At 73.6% G+C, this 16,815-nt stretch carries 14 protein-coding genes and 1 pseudogene; 5 read left to right on the forward strand and 10 right to left on the reverse strand.

What is annotated here, in order from left to right:
• Positions 1 to 32 precede the first annotated feature (32 nt).
• Positions 33 to 809, forward strand: a complete 777-nt coding sequence (locus tag AB0A94_RS25555) for an ABC transporter ATP-binding protein (RefSeq protein WP_361747934.1) — start codon at positions 33 to 35, stop codon at positions 807 to 809.
• A gap of 5 nt (positions 810 to 814) precedes the next feature.
• A complete protein-coding gene (locus AB0A94_RS25560) occupies positions 815 to 2,413 on the forward strand; it encodes a transporter (protein ID WP_361747936.1) in 1,599 nt (532 codons plus the stop codon).
• Positions 2,414 to 2,421: 8 nt separating this feature from the next.
• Here the strand turns inward: AB0A94_RS25560 and AB0A94_RS25565 are convergent, their stop codons facing one another.
• Together AB0A94_RS25565 and AB0A94_RS25570 are read right to left on the reverse strand one after the other, a co-directional pair.
• Complete coding sequence (locus AB0A94_RS25565; protein ID WP_361747939.1) at positions 2,422 to 3,354, reverse strand: alpha/beta hydrolase; 933 nt, start codon at positions 3,352 to 3,354, stop codon at positions 2,422 to 2,424.
• Between the two features lie 543 nt (positions 3,355 to 3,897).
• Complete coding sequence (locus tag AB0A94_RS25570; protein ID WP_073934467.1) at positions 3,898 to 4,590, reverse strand: metal-dependent transcriptional regulator; 693 nt, start codon at positions 4,588 to 4,590, stop codon at positions 3,898 to 3,900.
• A gap of 228 nt (positions 4,591 to 4,818) precedes the next feature.
• Here AB0A94_RS25570 and AB0A94_RS25575 point away from each other — a divergent pair, with 228 nt between their 5' ends.
• Positions 4,819 to 5,574, forward strand: coding sequence for an SIS domain-containing protein (locus AB0A94_RS25575; protein ID WP_361747941.1), 756 nt, complete (start codon positions 4,819 to 4,821; stop codon positions 5,572 to 5,574).
• Between the two features lie 107 nt (positions 5,575 to 5,681).
• On the opposite strand, the gene AB0A94_RS25580 is transcribed toward AB0A94_RS25575, so the two are convergent.
• The gene (locus tag AB0A94_RS25580; RefSeq protein WP_361747943.1) at positions 5,682 to 7,076 is read right to left on the reverse strand and encodes a PAS domain-containing protein; all 1,395 of its coding nucleotides are present in this window, start codon (positions 7,074 to 7,076) and stop codon (positions 5,682 to 5,684) included.
• A 911-nt stretch (positions 7,077 to 7,987) separates the two neighbouring features.
• Positions 7,988 to 9,088, reverse strand: a complete 1,101-nt coding sequence (locus AB0A94_RS25585; RefSeq protein ID WP_361747945.1) for a citrate synthase 2 — start codon at positions 9,086 to 9,088, stop codon at positions 7,988 to 7,990.
• A 274-nt stretch (positions 9,089 to 9,362) separates the two neighbouring features.
• On the opposite strand from AB0A94_RS25585, the gene pdxH reads away from it, so the two are divergent.
• Positions 9,363 to 10,049 (forward strand): pyridoxamine 5'-phosphate oxidase, encoded by a 687-nt coding sequence (gene pdxH, locus AB0A94_RS25590; protein ID WP_361747947.1) that lies wholly within the window; start codon positions 9,363 to 9,365, stop codon positions 10,047 to 10,049.
• Positions 10,046 to 10,204 (forward strand): hypothetical protein, encoded by a 159-nt coding sequence (locus AB0A94_RS25595; protein WP_361747950.1) that lies wholly within the window; start codon positions 10,046 to 10,048, stop codon positions 10,202 to 10,204. The genes pdxH and AB0A94_RS25595 overlap by 4 nt, the downstream gene beginning before the upstream one ends.
• A gap of 12 nt (positions 10,205 to 10,216) precedes the next feature.
• Here AB0A94_RS25595 and AB0A94_RS25600 read toward each other — a convergent pair whose 3' ends face one another.
• The 6 genes and pseudogenes from AB0A94_RS25600 to AB0A94_RS25625 all read right to left on the reverse strand — a co-directional run bounded on the left by AB0A94_RS25600 (position 10,217) and on the right by AB0A94_RS25625 (position 16,812).
• The gene (locus tag AB0A94_RS25600; RefSeq protein WP_361747952.1) at positions 10,217 to 10,774 is read right to left on the reverse strand and encodes a hypothetical protein; all 558 of its coding nucleotides are present in this window, start codon (positions 10,772 to 10,774) and stop codon (positions 10,217 to 10,219) included.
• 3 nt (positions 10,775 to 10,777) lie between these two features.
• The gene (locus AB0A94_RS25605; RefSeq protein ID WP_361747954.1) at positions 10,778 to 11,392 is read right to left on the reverse strand and encodes a TetR/AcrR family transcriptional regulator; all 615 of its coding nucleotides are present in this window, start codon (positions 11,390 to 11,392) and stop codon (positions 10,778 to 10,780) included.
• Positions 11,380 to 12,114, reverse strand: a complete 735-nt coding sequence (locus AB0A94_RS25610) for an enoyl-CoA hydratase family protein (RefSeq protein WP_361747955.1) — start codon at positions 12,112 to 12,114, stop codon at positions 11,380 to 11,382. Before AB0A94_RS25610 ends, AB0A94_RS25605 begins: the two co-directional genes overlap by 13 nt.
• A pseudogene (locus AB0A94_RS25615) lies at positions 12,111 to 13,691 on the reverse strand (4-coumarate--CoA ligase family protein). The gene AB0A94_RS25610 and the pseudogene AB0A94_RS25615 overlap by 4 nt, the downstream one beginning before the upstream one ends.
• 34 nt (positions 13,692 to 13,725) lie before the next feature.
• A complete protein-coding gene (locus tag AB0A94_RS25620) occupies positions 13,726 to 14,862 on the reverse strand; it encodes an acyl-CoA dehydrogenase (RefSeq protein WP_361747957.1) in 1,137 nt (378 codons plus the stop codon).
• A gap of 108 nt (positions 14,863 to 14,970) precedes the next feature.
• Positions 14,971 to 16,812, reverse strand: coding sequence for a biotin carboxylase N-terminal domain-containing protein (locus AB0A94_RS25625; protein WP_361747960.1), 1,842 nt, complete (start codon positions 16,810 to 16,812; stop codon positions 14,971 to 14,973).
• Positions 16,813 to 16,815 lie beyond the last annotated feature (3 nt).

Below are 16,815 nucleotides of genomic sequence, written 5' to 3' on the forward strand. Positions count from 1 at the left end.
TCCCCGTAGGCTTCCAGGCGACGGAGGGAGTCATGGTGGAGGGCAGTGCCGTACGTGTGCGGGGCCTCTGGAAGCGGTTCGGGGAGCAGGTCGCGGTCGGGGGGATCGACCTGGAACTGCCCGCGGGGCGGTTCATCGGGCTGGTCGGGCCCAACGGAGCCGGGAAGACCACCACCTTGTCCATGGTGACCGGGCTGCTGCGGCCCGATCAGGGCACCGTCGAGGTCGTCGGGCACGACGTGTGGCGGGATCCGGCGGAGGTCAAGGCCCGGATCGGGGTGCTGCCGGAGGGGCTGCGGCTGTTCGAGCGGCTGTCGGGGCGTGAACTGCTGGCCTACACGGGGCGGTTGCGGGGGCTGCCCGGTGACGAGGTCGACAAGCGGGCCGCGCAGCTGCTCGACGTCCTCGGTCTGGCCGGTGCCCAGCACAAGCTCGTCGTCGACTACTCCACCGGCATGCGCAAGAAGATCGGGCTCGCCGCCGCCCTGCTGCACAACCCTGAAGTCCTGTTCCTGGACGAGCCGTTCGAGGGGGTCGACCCGGTCTCCGCGCAGACCATCCGGGGCGTTCTGGAGCGGTACACGGCGTCCGGCGCCACGGTCGTGTTCTCTTCCCACGTCATGGAGCTCGTCGAGTCGCTGTGCGACTGGGTGGCCGTGATGGCCGCCGGCCGGATCCGCGCCCACGGCCCGCTCGCCGAGGTGCGCGGGGACGCGCCCTCGCTGCAGCGGGCGTTCCTGGAGCTCGTCGGCGCGGACGGCCGCGACGCCGGTGCGGATCTCGACTGGCTGGGCGGGGGTTCCCGGTGAGCGCCGTGAGCACTCCCGCCGCCCTCACCTCCGTCTTCGTCCGGCTGAAACTGTCCCTGCTGCGCAACGGGCTGCGGCAGTCCGGCGGGCGCAGGGCGGCGTACATCGCCTCCGCCGTCGCCGCCCTGCTGTTCGCCGCGCTGCAGTTCCTCGGGCTGATCGCGCTGCGCGGCTCCGGTCACGTCGAGTCGCTGGTGGTGCTGCTCGTGGCGGTGCTGGGGCTGGGCTGGGCGGTGATGCCGCTGTTCTTCCCCGGTGGAGACGAGACCCTCGACCCGACCCGGCTGGTGATGCTGCCGCTGCGGCCGCGGCCGCTGGTGCGGGCCCTGCTCGCGTCCTCGCTGGTCGGTGTCGGGCCGCTGTTCACGCTGTGCCTGCTCGCCGGTTCCGTGATCGCCGTCGCGCGCGGCGGGGCGGCGTTCGCCGTGGGCTTCCTCGCCGTGCCGCTGGCGCTGCTGGTGTGCGTGGCGCTCGCGCGGGCGGTGGCCACCGCCAACGTACGGCTGCTCACCAGCCGCAAGGGCCGGGATCTCGCGGTGCTCAGCGGGCTGGTGATCGCCGTCGGGGCGCAGGTGGTCAACTTCGGGGCGCAGCGGCTGGGTTCCTCCGGTCTGGAGCAGCTCGATCCGGCGGCGGACGTGCTGCGGTGGTTCCCGCCGGCGTCGGCGGTCGCCGCGGCGCACGCGGCGGGCGAGGGGGCGTACGGGGTCGCGCTGGCGCAACTGGCGCTGAGCGCGGCGGCTCTGGCGGGGCTGCTCGCGCTGTGGTCGCGGTCCCTGACGCGGCTGATGACCTCGCCGGACGGTTCCACCCTCCAGGCGGCCGGGGACACGGCGGTCCGCGACCGCTCGTCGACGGGCCTGTCCCGGCTGCTGCCGCCGGGCCGCACGGGTACGGCCGTGGAGCGCAGCCTGCGCTACGTCCGGCGCGATCCGAAGACGAAGGCCGCGTGGGTGACCTCGCTGGCGATCGGGCTGATCGTGCCGGTGTTCAACGCCTGGCAGGGCACCGGCTCGGTCTACTTCGCCTGTTTCGCCGCCGGGATGCTCGGCATCCAGATGTACAACCAGTTCGGGCAGGACACCTCGGCGTTCTGGATGGTCGCGATGACGATCTCGTCGACCCGGGACGCGTACGTGGAGCTGCGCGCCCGCGCGCTGGCGCTGCTGCTGGTCACCCTGCCGTACGCCACGCTCGTCACCGTGCTGACGACGGCGCTGCTGGGTGACTGGGCGCGGCTGCCGGAGGCGCTGGGCCTGTCCTTCGCGCTGCTCGGCGCGATGCTCGCGACGGGCGCGTGGACCTCGGCCCGCTTCCCGTACTCCATCCCGCAGGAGGGCCACAGGAGCGTCGCCCCGGGGCAGGCCGGGCTGGCCTGGATCTCCCTCTTCGGCGGCATGGTCGCGGCGGCGGTGCTGTGCCTCCCGGTCATCGCCCTCACCGTCTGGCTGAACACCGGCGCGGGCGGCGACGGCCCGCTGTGGCTGCTGCTGCCGGTGGGCACGGCGTACGGCGCGGCCCTGACCTTCCTCGGCCTGCGGCTGGCGGCCCCGCGGACGGCCCGCCGGCTGCCGGAGATCCTGACGGCGGTGAGCAAGGGCTGAGCCGGCGGTCAGCCCTCGCCCGGCGAGTCCGGCGAGTCCGGCGAGTCCGGCGAGTCCGGCGAGTCCGATGAGTCCAATGAGTCCAGGAAGGGTTCGATCGCCGCGAGCCAGGTCTCCGGCTGGTCGTAGTGGACCAGGTGGCCGGCGTCGGCGATCTCCGCGTACCGGCCGTGCGGGAGGACGCGGACCATTTCCTGGGCCTCCGCGCGGCCGAGTTCGCCGTCGAGGCCGCGGACCACCAGGGCGGGGCAGCGCACCTGGGCCAGCTCCTCCCAGTGCGCGTCGAACACCCAGGTCTCGCGGGAGCGGAGCATCTGGTCCGGGTCGAACACCGGACGCCAGCCGTCCGGGGACTCGGCCATCACCTCGGCGTAGAACGCGCCGCGGGCCGGATTGGGCCGCTCCACCCAGGGGTCGTCCTCGCCGAACCACTTGCGTACGTCGGCGAGCGTGGCGAACGGGACCGGCCAGGCCTTGAACCACTCGGCCCACTCGCGCTGCGAGGCGGCCCCGAGGGCGGAGGCCCGCATGTCACAGATGACCAGGCCGCGCACCAGGTCGGGGCGTTTGGCGGCGAGCTGCCAGGCGGTCAGCGCGCCCATCGCGTGGCCGATGAGGACGGTGGGGCCGAGGCCGAGCTGCTCCAGGGCGGCCTCGGCGTCGTCGACGTAGGCGTCACGGGTGAAGGAGGCCCGCGGGGGCTTGTCGCTGCGGCCGTGGCCGCGCTGGTCGAGGGCGACCGCGCGGTACCGCCCGGAGAGCCGGCGGGCGGTGGACGCCCAGTGCGAGGCGCGGCCCATCAGGCCGTGCAGTAACAGCACGCCGGGGGCGTGCTGCGCGGCGCTCTCCGCCGGGTCGGCCCCGTGCTTGGGCGGGTCGCCGAACTCCCAGGCGGCGAGCCGTACGCCGTCCGCCCCGGTCACGTCGATGCGTCGCGCCATGGTCCTGGCACCCCCCAAGCTCGCTGCCTGCCCGTTGCCTGCTGTGCTGGTCCTGCCTGTTGCCACTGCCCGCAGATTATCGAATGGCCATTCGAAAATGGCTTCTTGCCCGGCAACACCCCTCGTTCGAGTGACCCCCTGAGGGGATTGATCGCCGTGACCCGGGGGAGATCTTCAACGGGAGGCGGACCGCTCGGGGAAACCGGTCCGAGGGGAATGACCCTGAGAGCTCGGGGCTCCGGGTCAGCACAGGGGAGGACAGGCCCCGGCGCCGCACGGCGCCGGGGCTCCTCACGTGGTCACGGCACATCGTCCCGCCCCTCCCCTGCCGGGATGGCATCGCTGCCGGGCCCGGCCAGAGCCACTCAGGTCATATGCCTCACGCGACAGCCTCGCACGCGAATCCGGCGAGCGCTGCGATTCGCCGCAGTGGATCTCGGATTCGACGCGTTCCCACCGACGGGCACGCACCGGCGGGCACGCACCGCTCGTCCGCCCGGCGTCCCGCCCCCGCCCCCGACCGTCAGCCGGCCCGTCGGCCGGTCAGGGCTTGGCGACGAACACGTGCGAGGCCACCTCCGACTCCAGCTCGGCCGCCTCGCCGCTGCTGCCCACCAGCACCCCGCCCGCCGACTCCGTCACGCTGACCACCGAACCGGGCTGCACGCCCGCCCGGCGCAGCGTGTACATCAGCTGGGCGTCCGTCTGGATCGGCTCGCCGATCCGGCGCACCACGACCGTCTTGCCCCCGGCGCCCGGGTCGAGGTCGGCCAGGGACACCATGCCCTCGTCCAGGAACGGGTCGGCCCCGTCCTTCTCGCCCAGCTCCTCCAGGCCGGGGATCGGGTTGCCGTACGGCGACTCGGTGGGGTGCCTCAGCAGCTCCAGCACGCGGCGCTCGACGGCCTCGCTCATCACGTGCTCCCAGCGGCAGGCCTCGGCGTGGACCTGCTCCCACTCCAGGCCGATCACGTCGACCAGGAGACACTCGGCGAGCCGGTGCTTGCGCATCACGCGCGTGGCCAGCCGGCGGCCCTCGTCGGTGAGCTCGAGGTGCCGGTCGGGAGCGACGGACACCAGGCCGTCGCGCTCCATGCGTGCCACGGTCTGACTGACCGTCGGGCCGCTCTGGTCGAGCCGCTCGGCGATCCGGGCGCGCATGGGGACCACACCTTCCTCCTCCAGCTCGAGGATGGTGCGGAGATACATCTCCGTGGTGTCGATCAGTCCGGACATACATGCCCCTCGATGAGATCTGCGGATGGCTCTGCCGGAGGCTGGACGGCTCACCGGCGCGTGCGCTGGCCCAGGACTCAATTCTGACGCATACGACCGACAACCGGGCCGCGCGGTGAGAACGAAGGGCTCCGCGGAGGGGAAACCGCGCGGTCGGGCGCCGTATTGACACGGCACTGGTCCAGACCGCACGGTGATCCGCAACACTTCCGCCCGAAGGGACGCCGCATGAGCGACCGCACGCCGGCCGGTCAATTCCTCGACGCCGCGATCGACCTGCTGCGGCGGATCCGTGACGAGGAGGCCGCGTCCGTCGCGGCGGCGGGCACGCTGCTCGCCGACACGGTCGCAGACGGCGGCCGGCTCTTCGCCTTCGGCGCCGGGCACTCCTCGCTGGCCGCGCAGGACCTCGTCTACCGGGCCGGCGGACTCGCCCTGATGAACCTGCTCGCCGTCCCGGGGGCCGTCGGTGTCGACGTGCGGCCGGCCACGCTGGGCTCCGCCCTGGAACGCGTCGACGGGCTCGCGGGCGTCGTGCTCGGCGTCTCCCCGCTCCGCGCGGGCGACGCGCTGATCGTCATCTCGCTGTCCGGGCGCAACGCGCTGCCCGTGGAGATGGCGATGAAGGCCCGCGAGCTGGGCGTGCGGGTCATCGGCGTGACCTCGGTGGCGTACGCGACGCAGACGTCGTCCCGGCACTCCTCCGGGACGTTCCTGAAGGACCACTGCGACCTCGTCCTGGACTCCGGTATCGCGGTCGGTGACGCGGAGCTCACCCACGACAACGTCCCCGCGCCCTTCGCCCCCGCCTCGACGGTGGTCACCACGGCGCTCCTCCAGGCCGTCATGGCCACCACGGCGGCGACGCTCGCCGACCGCGGAATCGAGCCGCCGCTGCTGCGCTCGGGCAACGTGGACGGCGGCCACGACTGGAACGCGCGCGTCTTCGACGAGTACGCCGACCGCATCTTCTACCGCCATTGACGCCGCCCCCGGCCGCTGAGATCAGCCCCTCCGGGATGTGGGGAGCGGGGCCCGGGGCGGAGCCCCGGGTTCGGGACGGGAAGGGGCGGCGGGGGCGGAAACGGATGTCAGCGATCGTCGCCGAGCAGCCCCGCCAGGTCCAGGGCCGTGGCGATGCGGACCGCCACGTCCTCCGCGTACATCGTGTCGGAGCGTTCGAACGCGTTGCGGCCCGCACCCCGCAGAAACGTCACGGCACCAAGCGTGCGCCCCCGGCTCCGCAGCACCGTGCACAGGGCGTGCACCGCGTCCCCCGGCCACTGCCGGGACAGCGCCCACGCCCGCGCCTCCTCGGTGCCCAGGGAGCCGGCATCGGCCCGCACCGTCCCGGCCCGCTCCACGCACTGCACCGCCGGATGCCCCTCGCCGTACCGCACCGGCAGCCCCGCCCGCCCGGCGAGCCTGCTCGGTCCCGGTGCGCCGGACGGGGTGGCGGCGATCCGCACCAGTCGCACCCGGTCGGCGTCCCGGCCGCCGTCGGCCACCCGGTCGATCAGCGCGTGGTCGGCGAACCCGGCCAGCGCGAAGTCCAGGTGGACCGTCGCCGCCTCCGCCGGGTCCTCGCACTCCGCCGCCGCGCGCGCCGCGCGGTGCAGCTGCTGCGCGCGGAACCGCAGCAGCGACGCCTCCTGCTCACCCTGCCGGGACTCGGTCACGTCCTGGAACAGCCAGCCGACCCCCAGCGGAACCGGCTCCTCCGCCAGCGGTGACGACAGCCGCACGAACCCGCTCCGCCAGCACCGCCGCCGCTCGCCCTCCGGCGTGCGCACGCTCACCCACAGCTCGGCCGGCGCGGGCGGCGCCCCCTCCGCGAGCACATGGGTGAGCGCGCTCTCCAGCTCCTCCGCACCCTGCGCCAGCAGCTCCCCCAGCGGCCGCCCCAGTACCGACGTCCGCCCCGTGCCCAGCGCCCGCGCGGCGTGCGGGTTCACCACCGCGGGCCGCAGATCGGCGTCGACCAGGACGACCCCCCAGCTCGCCTCCTCCAGCAGCGCCTCGCTCAGCGCGATCGACCGCTCCAGGTCGATCTGCGCGTGCACCTCGCTGAACGCGCAGTACACCCCCGCCGGCTTCCCGTCCGGCCCGCGCACCGCCGCGGACTGCGTCCGCACCAGCACCCGGCCGCCGTCCTTCGTCAGCAGCGCGAACTCGTTCACCTGCCGGCCCGGCGCGTCCATGGCCGACATCAGCCGCGCCTCGACCTCCTCGGCGTCCGCGCTGCGCACGGCCCACCCGGCGAACCCGGCCCGGCCCACCGCCTCGCCGGCGGTCCAGCCGAGGATCCGCTCCGCCTCACGGTTCCAGTGCGTGACCGTCCCGTCCGCGTCGAAGGCGCACAGGGCGGCGTCCATGCCGTCGAGCAGCGCGGCGAGGAGGTCGGAGCCGTCCGATCCCTCCCGCGCGGGCTCGGGCTCGTCCGGCCCCAGCTCGTCGGTGGCCCCACTACGCCGGGAAGCACTCACCTGGACCCCCTGCAGGCTGCGTCCGCACGTACGGCACGACGGTTCACTCACTTGCAATCATTCAACTTGAACGTGACGCAGCGCACATCGAGTTCCCGCAAGATTGGGAGAATCGTTGTACGGCACCGTCCGATCCGCCCGTTCACGAGGGAAAAGGCGCCAGGCGCGGCGTCCGCCACAGCTCGCTCTCCCCGGCAGGACGTACCGCTCGACCTCGTCGAAAGCCCCGCGCGCGGGCGAACCGTGCGCCGTCCTCGTCGGCGGCCAGGACCACGGTCTCGACGGCCCCGGCGCCCGCCGCGCGCGTGCGCGATCCCCGACGCGTGGAGCGCCGTCCCGTGTCCCCCGCGCCGGTGCCCGGGCGGCACCCGCGCGATGACGGTCACCGCGGCGTCCTCCCCCCGCGGGGGCCGCACCGTCGAGCAGCCGACCAGCACGTCACCGGCGTACGCGTTCCCCAGCCGGTACCCGCGCGCGACGCGCTCCCGCACCTCGTCGAGCGTCATCGCGGCGGGCGGCACGATCACGTTGTGGACGTGCCGCCACTGCTCCGGCACGGCGTCGCCGTCCACGACCTCGACACGAAGATCACTCACCCGGCAAGCCAATCGCGCCCCCGCGCGGAGGTCAACGAAAAAAGCGGTTGATACGGCGGGAGCCGGTTCTTAAGGTGGGCGGTACTTCAGAAGGGAGGTGGTTCGGCAGATGTATGACAACCGGACGGAAGAGGTGGCTGCGGGCCAGTAGCCCGCCGTCGTACTCGGTTCGGCGCCGGACCGGCGTGTGCGAGATACACGCAACCGGCCCAATCCAACGCAGTCACCCGACCCGCGAGTCGCCGGTAACGTCCGGCCGGCTCCTCCCCAGGGAGGAACCAGACTCGCGGGTCGCCTGCGTTTTCCGGGCCCCGCTCAGTGGGCGATGTCCGTGTACCCCTCGATCTCGCGCGGGTCGCGCGTGCCCGGGCCGACGTAGCGGGCCGAGGGCCGGACCAGGCGGCCCGTGCGCTTCTGCTCCAGGATGTGCGCCGACCAGCCCGCCGTACGGGCGCAGGTGAACATCGAGGTGAACATGTGTGCCGGGACCTCGGCGAAGTCCAGCACGATGGCCGCCCAGAACTCCACGTTGGTGGCGAGGACCCGGTCGGGGCGGCGGGCGTGGAGCTCGGCCAGAGCGGCCTTCTCCAGGGCTTCGGCGACCTCGAAGCGCGGGGCGCCGAGTTCGCGGGCGGTGCGGCGCAGGACACGGGCGCGGGGGTCCTCCGCGCGGTAGACGCGGTGGCCGAAGCCCATGAGGCGCTCGCCCTTGTCGAGGGCCTGCCGGACGTACGCCTCGGCGTCCCCGGTGCGCTCGATCTCCTCGATCATGCCCAGCACGCGCGAGGGCGCGCCGCCGTGCAGCGGTCCCGACATGGCGCCGACGGCGCCCGAGAGGGCCGCCGCGACGTCCGCGCCGGTCGAGGCGATGACCCGCGCGGTGAACGTGGAGGCGTTCATGCCGTGCTCGGCGGCCGACGTCCAGTACGCGTCGACGGCCGCGACGTGCTTGGGGTCGGGCTCGCCGCGCCAGCGGATCATGAAGCGTTCGACGATGGACTCGGCCCTGTCTATCTCGCGCTGCGGCACCATGGGCAGGCCCTGGCCGCGCGCGGACTGGGCGACGTAGGACAGGGCCATGACGGCGGCGCGGGCGAGGTCGTCACGGGCCTGCTCGGCATCGATGTCGAGGAGCGGTTTCAGGCCCCACACGGGCGCCAGCATGGCCAGCGCGGACTGCACGTCGACGCGGATGTCGCCGGAGTGCACGGGGATCGGGAACGGCTCGGCGGGCGGCAGTCCGGGGTTGAACGCCCCGTCGACGAGCAGTCCCCATACGTTGCCGAAGGAGACGTGCCCGACCAGATCCTCGATGTCGACGCCCCGGTACCGCAGGGCGCCGCCCTCCTTGTCGGGTTCGGCGATCTCCGTCTCGAACGCGACGACTCCTTCGAGCCCGGGTACGAAGTCGGACATCTGGCGGCTCCTTGTGAGGTGGGTGACAGATGGTGCTGTGGGGTGGGACGACCCTGTGTCGGCAGTCGGCGGAAGCGAAGGCGCGCGTCCGGTGGATCCACGGTCCGTTCGAACGGACTCGCGGTCCGGGACGTCACCCCTGTGATGCCCGGCTGGCGGTCACCCAACCGGATCAGTGGCAGCACGATATCTCCGAGTGCCATCTTTGAGGAGGGTTCGCGGCACTCAGTGCCATCACGTGACGAAGGACACCGTGCCCCCACGGGCTTCGCTCATGCGGCAGGATGACGGCGTGACCGACCGAGACGCCGTCCCCTTCGCTCTCGCCTCGATGCGCAAGCAGTACCGGACCGAGGGGCTCTCCGAGACCGACCTGGCCGCCACTCCCGTCGAACAGTTCGCGCGCTGGTTCAAACAGGCCGCGACGGACGGCGGGCTGTTCGAACCGAACGCCATGATCGTCTCGACGGCGGACGCGGCGGGACGGCCCAGCTCGCGCACGGTGCTGCTGAAGCACTTCGACGACGACGGGTTCGTCTTCTACACGAACTACGACTCCCGCAAGGGCCGCGACCTGGCGGAGAACCCCCACGTCTCGCTCCTCTTCCCCTGGCACCCGATGGCCCGGCAGGTCATCGTCACCGGCACCGCGCGCCGCACCGGCCGCGACGAGACGGCCGCCTACTTCCGCACCCGCCCGCACGGCTCCCAGCTGGGCGCGTGGGCCAGCGGCCAGTCCTCGGTGATCGCCGGCCGCGCGGAGCTCGACGCGTCCTACGCCGGCCTGGCGGCCCGCTACCCGGAGCACGAGCAGGTACCGGTGCCGCCCCACTGGGGCGGCTTCCGGGTGGTCCCGGAGGCGGTGGAGTTCTGGCAGGGCCGGGAGAACCGCCTCCACGACCGCCTGCGGTACGTGGCGGAGGCGGGCGGGGGCTGGCGGGTGGAGCGGCTCAGCCCGTGAACGAGCGGGAGTCCCGCGGGCGGGACGAGGCCACGGAGCTTTCGCCGCGCGAGGCGGCGGCCGAGGCCCGCGCCCTCGCCACGCGCGGTGAGGTCACGGCGGACGACGTCATCGACGTCATCCGCGCGGTGCGCGAGGCCCGCGAGCGGGCGTGATCGCGGGCGTTCTCACAGCTTGCCCCAGACGTACGTGGTGCGGTGGCCGTCGAGCAGCTCGGCCAGCCGGGCGCGGAAGGCGTCGGTGAGGTCGGGCCAGTTCCAGAACTCGAAGCCCAGGCAGCCGAAGGCAAGCGGGGCCTCGTCCCAGGCCCAGTCCGGAACGGCGACGGCGGTCGCGCAGGCGGGGCAGTCGACGGTCGCGGTGCCGTTGTCGTACCACGTCCGCATGGCGGTGCCGAAGCGCTGCCAGGTCTCGTCCCCCAGGGGGGTGGAGGCTCCGCAGCGCGGACAGAGAGCCGCGCCGGGCATGTCCGCGCCGCTGGTGAAGCCGGTGCGGCGGGTGTGGACGGCGAGTCCGTCCCAGGGCTCGAGGTCCCAGTCGTCGGTCACCGCACGCTCCCAGTGCGGGCCCGGCGGATGCCCCAGGGGCTGTCCGGGGACGCATTTCGTGCGTTCGGCGAGGACGACGCCCTCCGCCACGAGCTGTTCCACCACCCGCCGGGCGAGCCGGCCGGCGTCCGCCTCGTCCGCGTCGAGGTCGACGATCACCTGGAATCGGTCGCCCATGGGTCAGTCCAGCGCCTCGTCCAGCAGCGCCGCCCACTGCGCCACCACCCGCTCGCGGCGGGCCCCGTCGTCGGTGAGGAGGTTGGCGAGGCCGAGGCCCCGGGCCATGTCGAGGAGGCCCTGGACGGTTTCGCGGACGCCGGGGCGGGACTCGTCGGCGCCGAGGAGTTCGACGGCGATGCGGTGGGACTCGCGGCCGACGCGCAGCTCCAGCTCGGTCACGCGCGGGCGCAGCTGTTCCTCGTTGGAGGCGGCGACCCACAGGTGGAGCGCCGCGCGGAAGACGGGGCCGGTGTAGAGGCCGACCAGCGCCGCGATCACCGCGCGGCGGTCATGTGCCGCGGCGCCCTCCGGGAAGAGGGCGCGCAGGGCGGTGGAGCGCTCCTCGGCGACGTACTCGACGGCGGCCGTGAAGAGGTCCTCACGGGTCGGGAAGTGGTGCTGGGCGGCCCCCCGGGAGACGCCCGCGCGTTCGGCGACGACGGAGACCGTGGAGCCCGCCCAGCCGTGCTCCGCGAGGCAGGCCACGGCGGCCTCCAGGAGCCGCTGCCGGGTGGCCCGGCTGCGGTCCTGCTTGGGGACTCGTTCCGCACGGTCGGCCGTGCTCACACCACCCATTCCGGATCCCGTCGTTCGAGGAAGGCCGTCATTCCCTCGCGCGCGGGGGCGGAGGCGAAGAGGCGCGCCGAGAGCGCGGTCAGATCGGCCGCGTCCCGGTCGAAGGTCTCCAGCACCCTAGCCGTGAGCAGCCGTTTCGTCTCGGCCAGGGCGTCGGGGGCGGATCTGCGCAGGCCGTCGAGGATCGGCGCGAGGACCTCGTCGACGTCGTCACCGGCGGCGGTGAGCAGGCCGACGCGGACGGCCTCGGCGGTGTCGAGGCGCTCCCCGGTGAGGTAGTAGCGGGCCAGGGCGCGCGGGTCGGTGCGGGGCAGCAGCGGCAGCGAGATCACGGCGGGCGCGACCCCGATGCGGACCTCGGTGAAGGCGAACGTCGCCGCGTGGGAGGCGACGGTGATGTCGCAGGCCGCGAGCAGGCCGAGGCCGCCCGCGCGGACGTGCCCGGTGACCCGCGCGACGACCGGTTTGGGCAGCTCGACGATCCCCCGCAACAGGCCCACCAGCGCCTCGGGCGCGGGCGGGTCGCGCAGGTCCGCGCCCGCGCTGAAGGTGGTGCCGGTGTGGGTGAGGACCACCGCGCGGACGCCGGTGTCCCCGCCCGCGTCGCTCAGCGCGTCGGCCAGTTCGCCGACGAGGGCGGCGGACAGGGCGTTGCGCCGTTCCGGGGCGTCGAGGCGGAGCGTCTCGACGCCCCGCGCGCGGGTGCGGCCGATCAGGGTCACGAGGACTCCTCGTGCGCCGCGCGGAGCTCGCGGCGCAGGATCTTTCCGGAGGCGGCGCGCGGGACGCCGTCGATGAAGGTGACGCGCCGGACGCGCTTGTACGGGGCGACGCGCTCGGCGACGTACGTCATGACCTCGCCCTCGGAGAGCTCCGGGGCGGACGGCTGACGGACGACGTGGGCGTGCGGGACCTCGTTGCCGTCCTCGTCGTAGACGCCGATGACGGCGGCGTCCGCGACGCCGGGGTGGGTGAGGAGCAGCGCCTCGAGTTCGGCGGGGGCGACCTGGAAGCCCTTCTACTTGATCAGTTCCTTCACGCGGTCCACGACGAAGAGCCAGCCTCCCTCGTCGACGTGGCCGACGTCCCCGGTGTGCAGCCAGCCGTCCCCGTCGATCATCGCGGCGGTGGCGTCGGGGCGGCCGAGGTAGCCCTTCATGACCTGGGGCCCGCGGATGAGGATCTCGCCGGGCTCGCCGGGTCCGAGGTCCTTGCCGGGGTCGTCGAGGGAGACGATCCGCATCTCGGTGCCGGCGATGAGCTTGCCGACGGTGCCGGGGGGCGCTTCGCTCATGGCGTCCAGGGGGACGACGTGGGTGCCGGGCGACAGTTCCGTCATGCCGTACGCCTGGCCGACGGGCGGCAGCCCGAGCCGCCGCGAGCAGGCGGCGGCGAGGCCCGCGTCCAGGGGCGCGGCCGCGCTGACGACGTACTTCAGGGACGACAGGTCGTACCGGGCGACCAGGGGGTGCTTGGCGAGGGCCAGGACGATCGGCGGGGCCACGTACAGGCCGGTGATGCGGTGGTTCTGGATGGCCGCGAGGAACGTCTCCAGGTCGAAGCGCGGCAGGACGACGACGGTGGCGCCCTGCCGGAGCGGGGCGTTCATCAGGGCCGTCAGGCCGTAGATGTGGAAGAACGGGAGCACCGCGAGGACGCGGTCGCCGGGCCCCGCCGTGATCAGCGGATGGAGCTGCGCGAGGTTGGTGGCGATCTGGCGGTGGGTGAGCATCACCCCCTTGGGGACGCCGGTGGTGCCGGAGGAGTACGGCAGGGCGGCGACGTCCTCGGCCGGGTCGATGCCGACCACCGGCTCGGGCGCGGTGGAGGCCAGCATGTCGATCAGGGAACGGTGTCCGGGCGCGCTGTCGCAGACGAGGATCTCCTCGATCCCGCCGGCCAGCTCGGCGGCCCTCCGCGCGGTGTCCAGCAGCGGTGAGACGGTGACGATCCAGCGGGCCGCGCAGTCCTTCAGCTGCTTGCCGAACTCCTCGGCGGTGGCCAGGGGGTGCACGGTGGTGACGGCGGCACCCGCGCGGGTGGCCGCGTAGAACGCGGTGGGGAAGGCGACCGTGTTGGGGCTGTGCAGGGCGAGCACGTCGCCCTTGCGCACGCCCGCCTCGGCCAGTCCCGCGGCGACCCGCCGGTGGAAGCGGTCCACCTGCTCGTAGGTGAGGGTGGTGCCGTCGGTGCCGTCGATCAGCGCCGGGGTGCTCCCGAACTCGGCGGCCCGGGCGAGCACCGCGTCGTGGATGGGGAGTTCTACCGGCGGGACGTCTGCGTACTCGCTTCGGAACACGGTTCCTCCAGGACGGCCGAGGGGCCATGAGGGCCTAGTACGACTTGGGAAGGCCCAGGGTCTGGTGGGAGACGTAGTTGAGGATCATCTCCCGGCTCACCGGGGCGATACGGGACACGCGTGCGGCGGTGATCAGCGAGGCGAGCCCGAACTCGCGCGTGAGGCCGTTCCCGCCGAGGGTGTGCACGGCCTGGTCGACGGCCTTCACGCAGGCCTCGGCCGCCGCGTACTTGGCCATGTTGGCGGCCTCACCCGCGCCCACGTCGTCACCGGCGTCGTAGAGGTGCGCGGCCTTCTGCGTCATCAGACGGGCCAGTTCGAGGTCGATGTGCGCCTGGGCGAGGGGGTGCGCGATCGCCTGGTGGGCGCCGATGGGGGCGTTCCAGACGGTGCGCTCACGCGCGTACTCGACGGCGCGGGCGAGCGCGTGGCGGCCCATGCCGATCGCGAACGCGGCCGTCATGACGCGTTCGGGGTTGAGGCCGGCGAAGAGCTGGAGCAGGCCCGCGTCCTCGTCGCCGACGAGCGCGTCGGCGGGCAGCCGCACGTCGTCGAGGGTCAGCTCGAACTGCTTCTCGACGGCGTCGAGTTCCATGTCGATCTTCCGGCGTTCGAAGCCGGGGGTGTCGCGCGGGACGATGAACAGACAGGGCTTGAGGCGTCCGGTGCGGGCGTCCTCCGTGCGGCCCACGACGAGGGTGGCGTCGGCGATGTCGACGCCGGAGACGAACACCTTGCGGCCGGTGAGGAGCCAGTCGGTGCCGTCCCTGCGGGCCGTCGTGGTGATGCGGTGGCTGTTGGAACCGGCGTCGGGTTCGGTGATGCCGAAGGCCATCAGGCGGCTGCCGTCGGCCAGGGCGGGCAGCCACTCCCGTTTCTGGGCCTCGGTGCCGAAGCGGGAGATGACGGTGCCGCAGATCGCCGGGGAGACGATCATCATCAGCAGGGGATTTCCGGCGGCGCCCATCTCCTCCAGCACGAGGGAGAGTTCGGCGATGCCGCCGCCGCCACCGCCGTACGCCTCCGGCAGGTTGACGCCGATGTAGCCGAGCTTGGCGGCCTCCTGCCAGAAGGGGCGGTTGTCGGCGCCGGGGGTTCGGGGGTGGTTGTTCGCGAAGGAGGCCACCGCTTCGCGGAGGGCCTTGTGCTCTTCTGACTCGATCACCGGCATGAGCGCTCCTGAGGGGGAGGGGCTTCGGGTCGTGCGGAGGATGCGGGTTGGTCGTGGTCTCTCGCGCCCACGCGGCGGCAACCGCATGTCGGGCACGGCCCCGCGCCCCTAGGTGGGTCGCACCACGGCCAGCAACACGCCGGGCTCCACCTGCTGTCCCGGCACGGCGTGGAGGGCGCTGAGGGTTCCCGTGACCGGGGCCGTGATCTTGTGCTGCATCTTCATCGCCTCCAGCCAGAGGAGGGGCTGTCCGGCCTCCACCGCCGCTCCCTCGGTCAGGCCCTCCGCGACGCGGACGACCGTGCCCGGCATGGGGGCCAGGAGGGAGCCGGGGGCGTGCTGGGTGGCGGGGTCGGGGAAGCGGGGCAGGGCGGTGAGGGCGGTGGCGCCCACGTACACCCGGTCGCCGTAGCGGCTGACCTCGTAGCGGCGCCGTACGCCGTCCGCGTCCAGGACCACGAGCCCCGCGCCGGCGTGCACGACCTGCACCCCGTCGGCCGTGAGGCCGTCGCGCGTGTGCCGGTAGCGGACCTCGTGCTCCTCGCCGGCCATCGCGTACCGCTTGGTCTGCGGCTGCGAGGGCAGGTTGCGCCAGCCGCCGAAGCGGGAGCGGCCGTGGGCGTCGGCGAGGGCGGCGGCGAGCGGGGCGTACGGGTCGGGGGCCGGGGCGGTCAGCTCGGGCAGGTGGCGGTCGTAGAAGCCGGTGTCCATGCGGGCCTGCGCGAACTCCTCGTGCCGCAGGGAGCGGACGAGGAGGTCCCGGTTGGTGACGGGGCCGTGGATCACCGCGCGTTCCAGCGCCGCGGCCAGCTTGCGGACCGCCTCCGCGCGGGTGGGGGCGTGGGCGACGACCTTGGCGAGCAGGGGGTCGTAGTGGACGCCGATGTCGTCGCCGTCCGTGTAGCCGGTGTCCAGGCGCACGGCGCCGGGGACGGCGAGGCGGTGCAGACGGCCGGTCTGCGGGGCCCACTCCCGGGACGGGTCCTCGGCGTAGAGGCGGGCCTCGACGGCGTGTCCACGCGCGTGCGGCGGGTCGCCCGGGAGGGCGTGGCCCTCGGCGACGCGGATCTGCTCGGCGACGAGATCGATCCCGAAGACGGCCTCCGTCACCGGGTGCTCCACCTGGAGGCGGGTGTTCATCTCCAGGAAGTGCGCCCGCTCCCCCGCGACGAGGAACTCGACGGTTCCGGCGCCCACGTAGGAGACGGCACGCGCGGCGCGTACGGCGAGGGCGTGGAGCTCCCCGGTGAGCCGTGCGGTCAGCCCCGGTGCCGGGGCCTCCTCGATCACCTTCTGGTGGCGGCGCTGGAGGGAGCAGTCACGGGTGCCGAGCACCCACACCGTGCCGTGCGTGTCGGCGAGCACCTGTACCTCGACGTGCCGGCCGCCCTCCACGTACGGCTCGACGAACACCTCGCCGTCGCCGAAGGCGCTCGCGGCCTCCGCGCGGGCGGCGTCCCGTTCGCCGTCCAGGTCCGCGAGGCGCCGTACGACGCGCATCCCGCGTCCGCCGCCGCCCGCCGCCGCCTTCACCAGCACCGGCAGATCGGACTCGGTGACCTCGCGCAGGGGCTCGACGCCCATCAGCTCCTTGGCGCGCGTCTTGGACGCCATCGCCTCGATCGCCTCCGGGGGCGGCCCGATCCACACCAGGCCGGCGTCCCGGACGGCCCGCGCGAAGTCGGCGTTCTCGGAGAGGAAGCCGTAGCCGGGGTGCACGGCGTCCGCGCCGGCCGCGAGGGCGGCCTTCACGATCAGGTCGCCGCGCAGATACGTGTCGGCGGGCGCCGCCCCCGGCAGTCGTACCGCCGTGTCCGCCACGCGCGCGTGGCGGGCGTTCTCGTCGGCGTCCGAGTGCACGGCGACGGTTCGGATCCCCAACTCGCCGCAGGTGCGGGCGATACGGCAGGCGATCTCGCCCCGGTTCGCGATCAGCAGGGAAGTGATCATCGG

The sequence above is a fragment of the Streptomyces sp. NPDC044984 genome (assembly GCF_040646935.1).
GTDB lineage: Bacteria > Actinomycetota > Actinomycetes > Streptomycetales > Streptomycetaceae > Streptomyces.

Bases quoted from the DNA above. Each gene is read 5' to 3' on its own strand.
- AB0A94_RS25555 (WP_361747934.1), top strand. From the start codon at position 33: ATGGTGGAGGGCAGTGCCGTACGTGTGCGGGGCCTCTGGAAGCGGTTC.
- AB0A94_RS25565 (WP_361747939.1), bottom strand. From the start codon at position 3,354: ATGGCGCGACGCATCGACGTGACCGGGGCGGACGGCGTACGGCTCGCC.
- AB0A94_RS25570 (WP_073934467.1), bottom strand. From the start codon at position 4,590: ATGTCCGGACTGATCGACACCACGGAGATGTATCTCCGCACCATCCTC.
- AB0A94_RS25575 (WP_361747941.1), top strand. From the start codon at position 4,819: ATGAGCGACCGCACGCCGGCCGGTCAATTCCTCGACGCCGCGATCGAC.
- AB0A94_RS25585 (WP_361747945.1), bottom strand. From the start codon at position 9,088: ATGTCCGACTTCGTACCCGGGCTCGAAGGAGTCGTCGCGTTCGAGACG.
- pdxH (WP_361747947.1), top strand. From the start codon at position 9,363: ATGCGGCAGGATGACGGCGTGACCGACCGAGACGCCGTCCCCTTCGCT.
- AB0A94_RS25600 (WP_361747952.1), bottom strand. From the start codon at position 10,774: ATGGGCGACCGATTCCAGGTGATCGTCGACCTCGACGCGGACGAGGCG.
- AB0A94_RS25605 (WP_361747954.1), bottom strand. From the start codon at position 11,392: ATGGGTGGTGTGAGCACGGCCGACCGTGCGGAACGAGTCCCCAAGCAG.
- AB0A94_RS25620 (WP_361747957.1), bottom strand. From the start codon at position 14,862: ATGCCGGTGATCGAGTCAGAAGAGCACAAGGCCCTCCGCGAAGCGGTG.
- AB0A94_RS25625 (WP_361747960.1), bottom strand. From the start codon at position 16,812: ATGATCACTTCCCTGCTGATCGCGAACCGGGGCGAGATCGCCTGCCGT.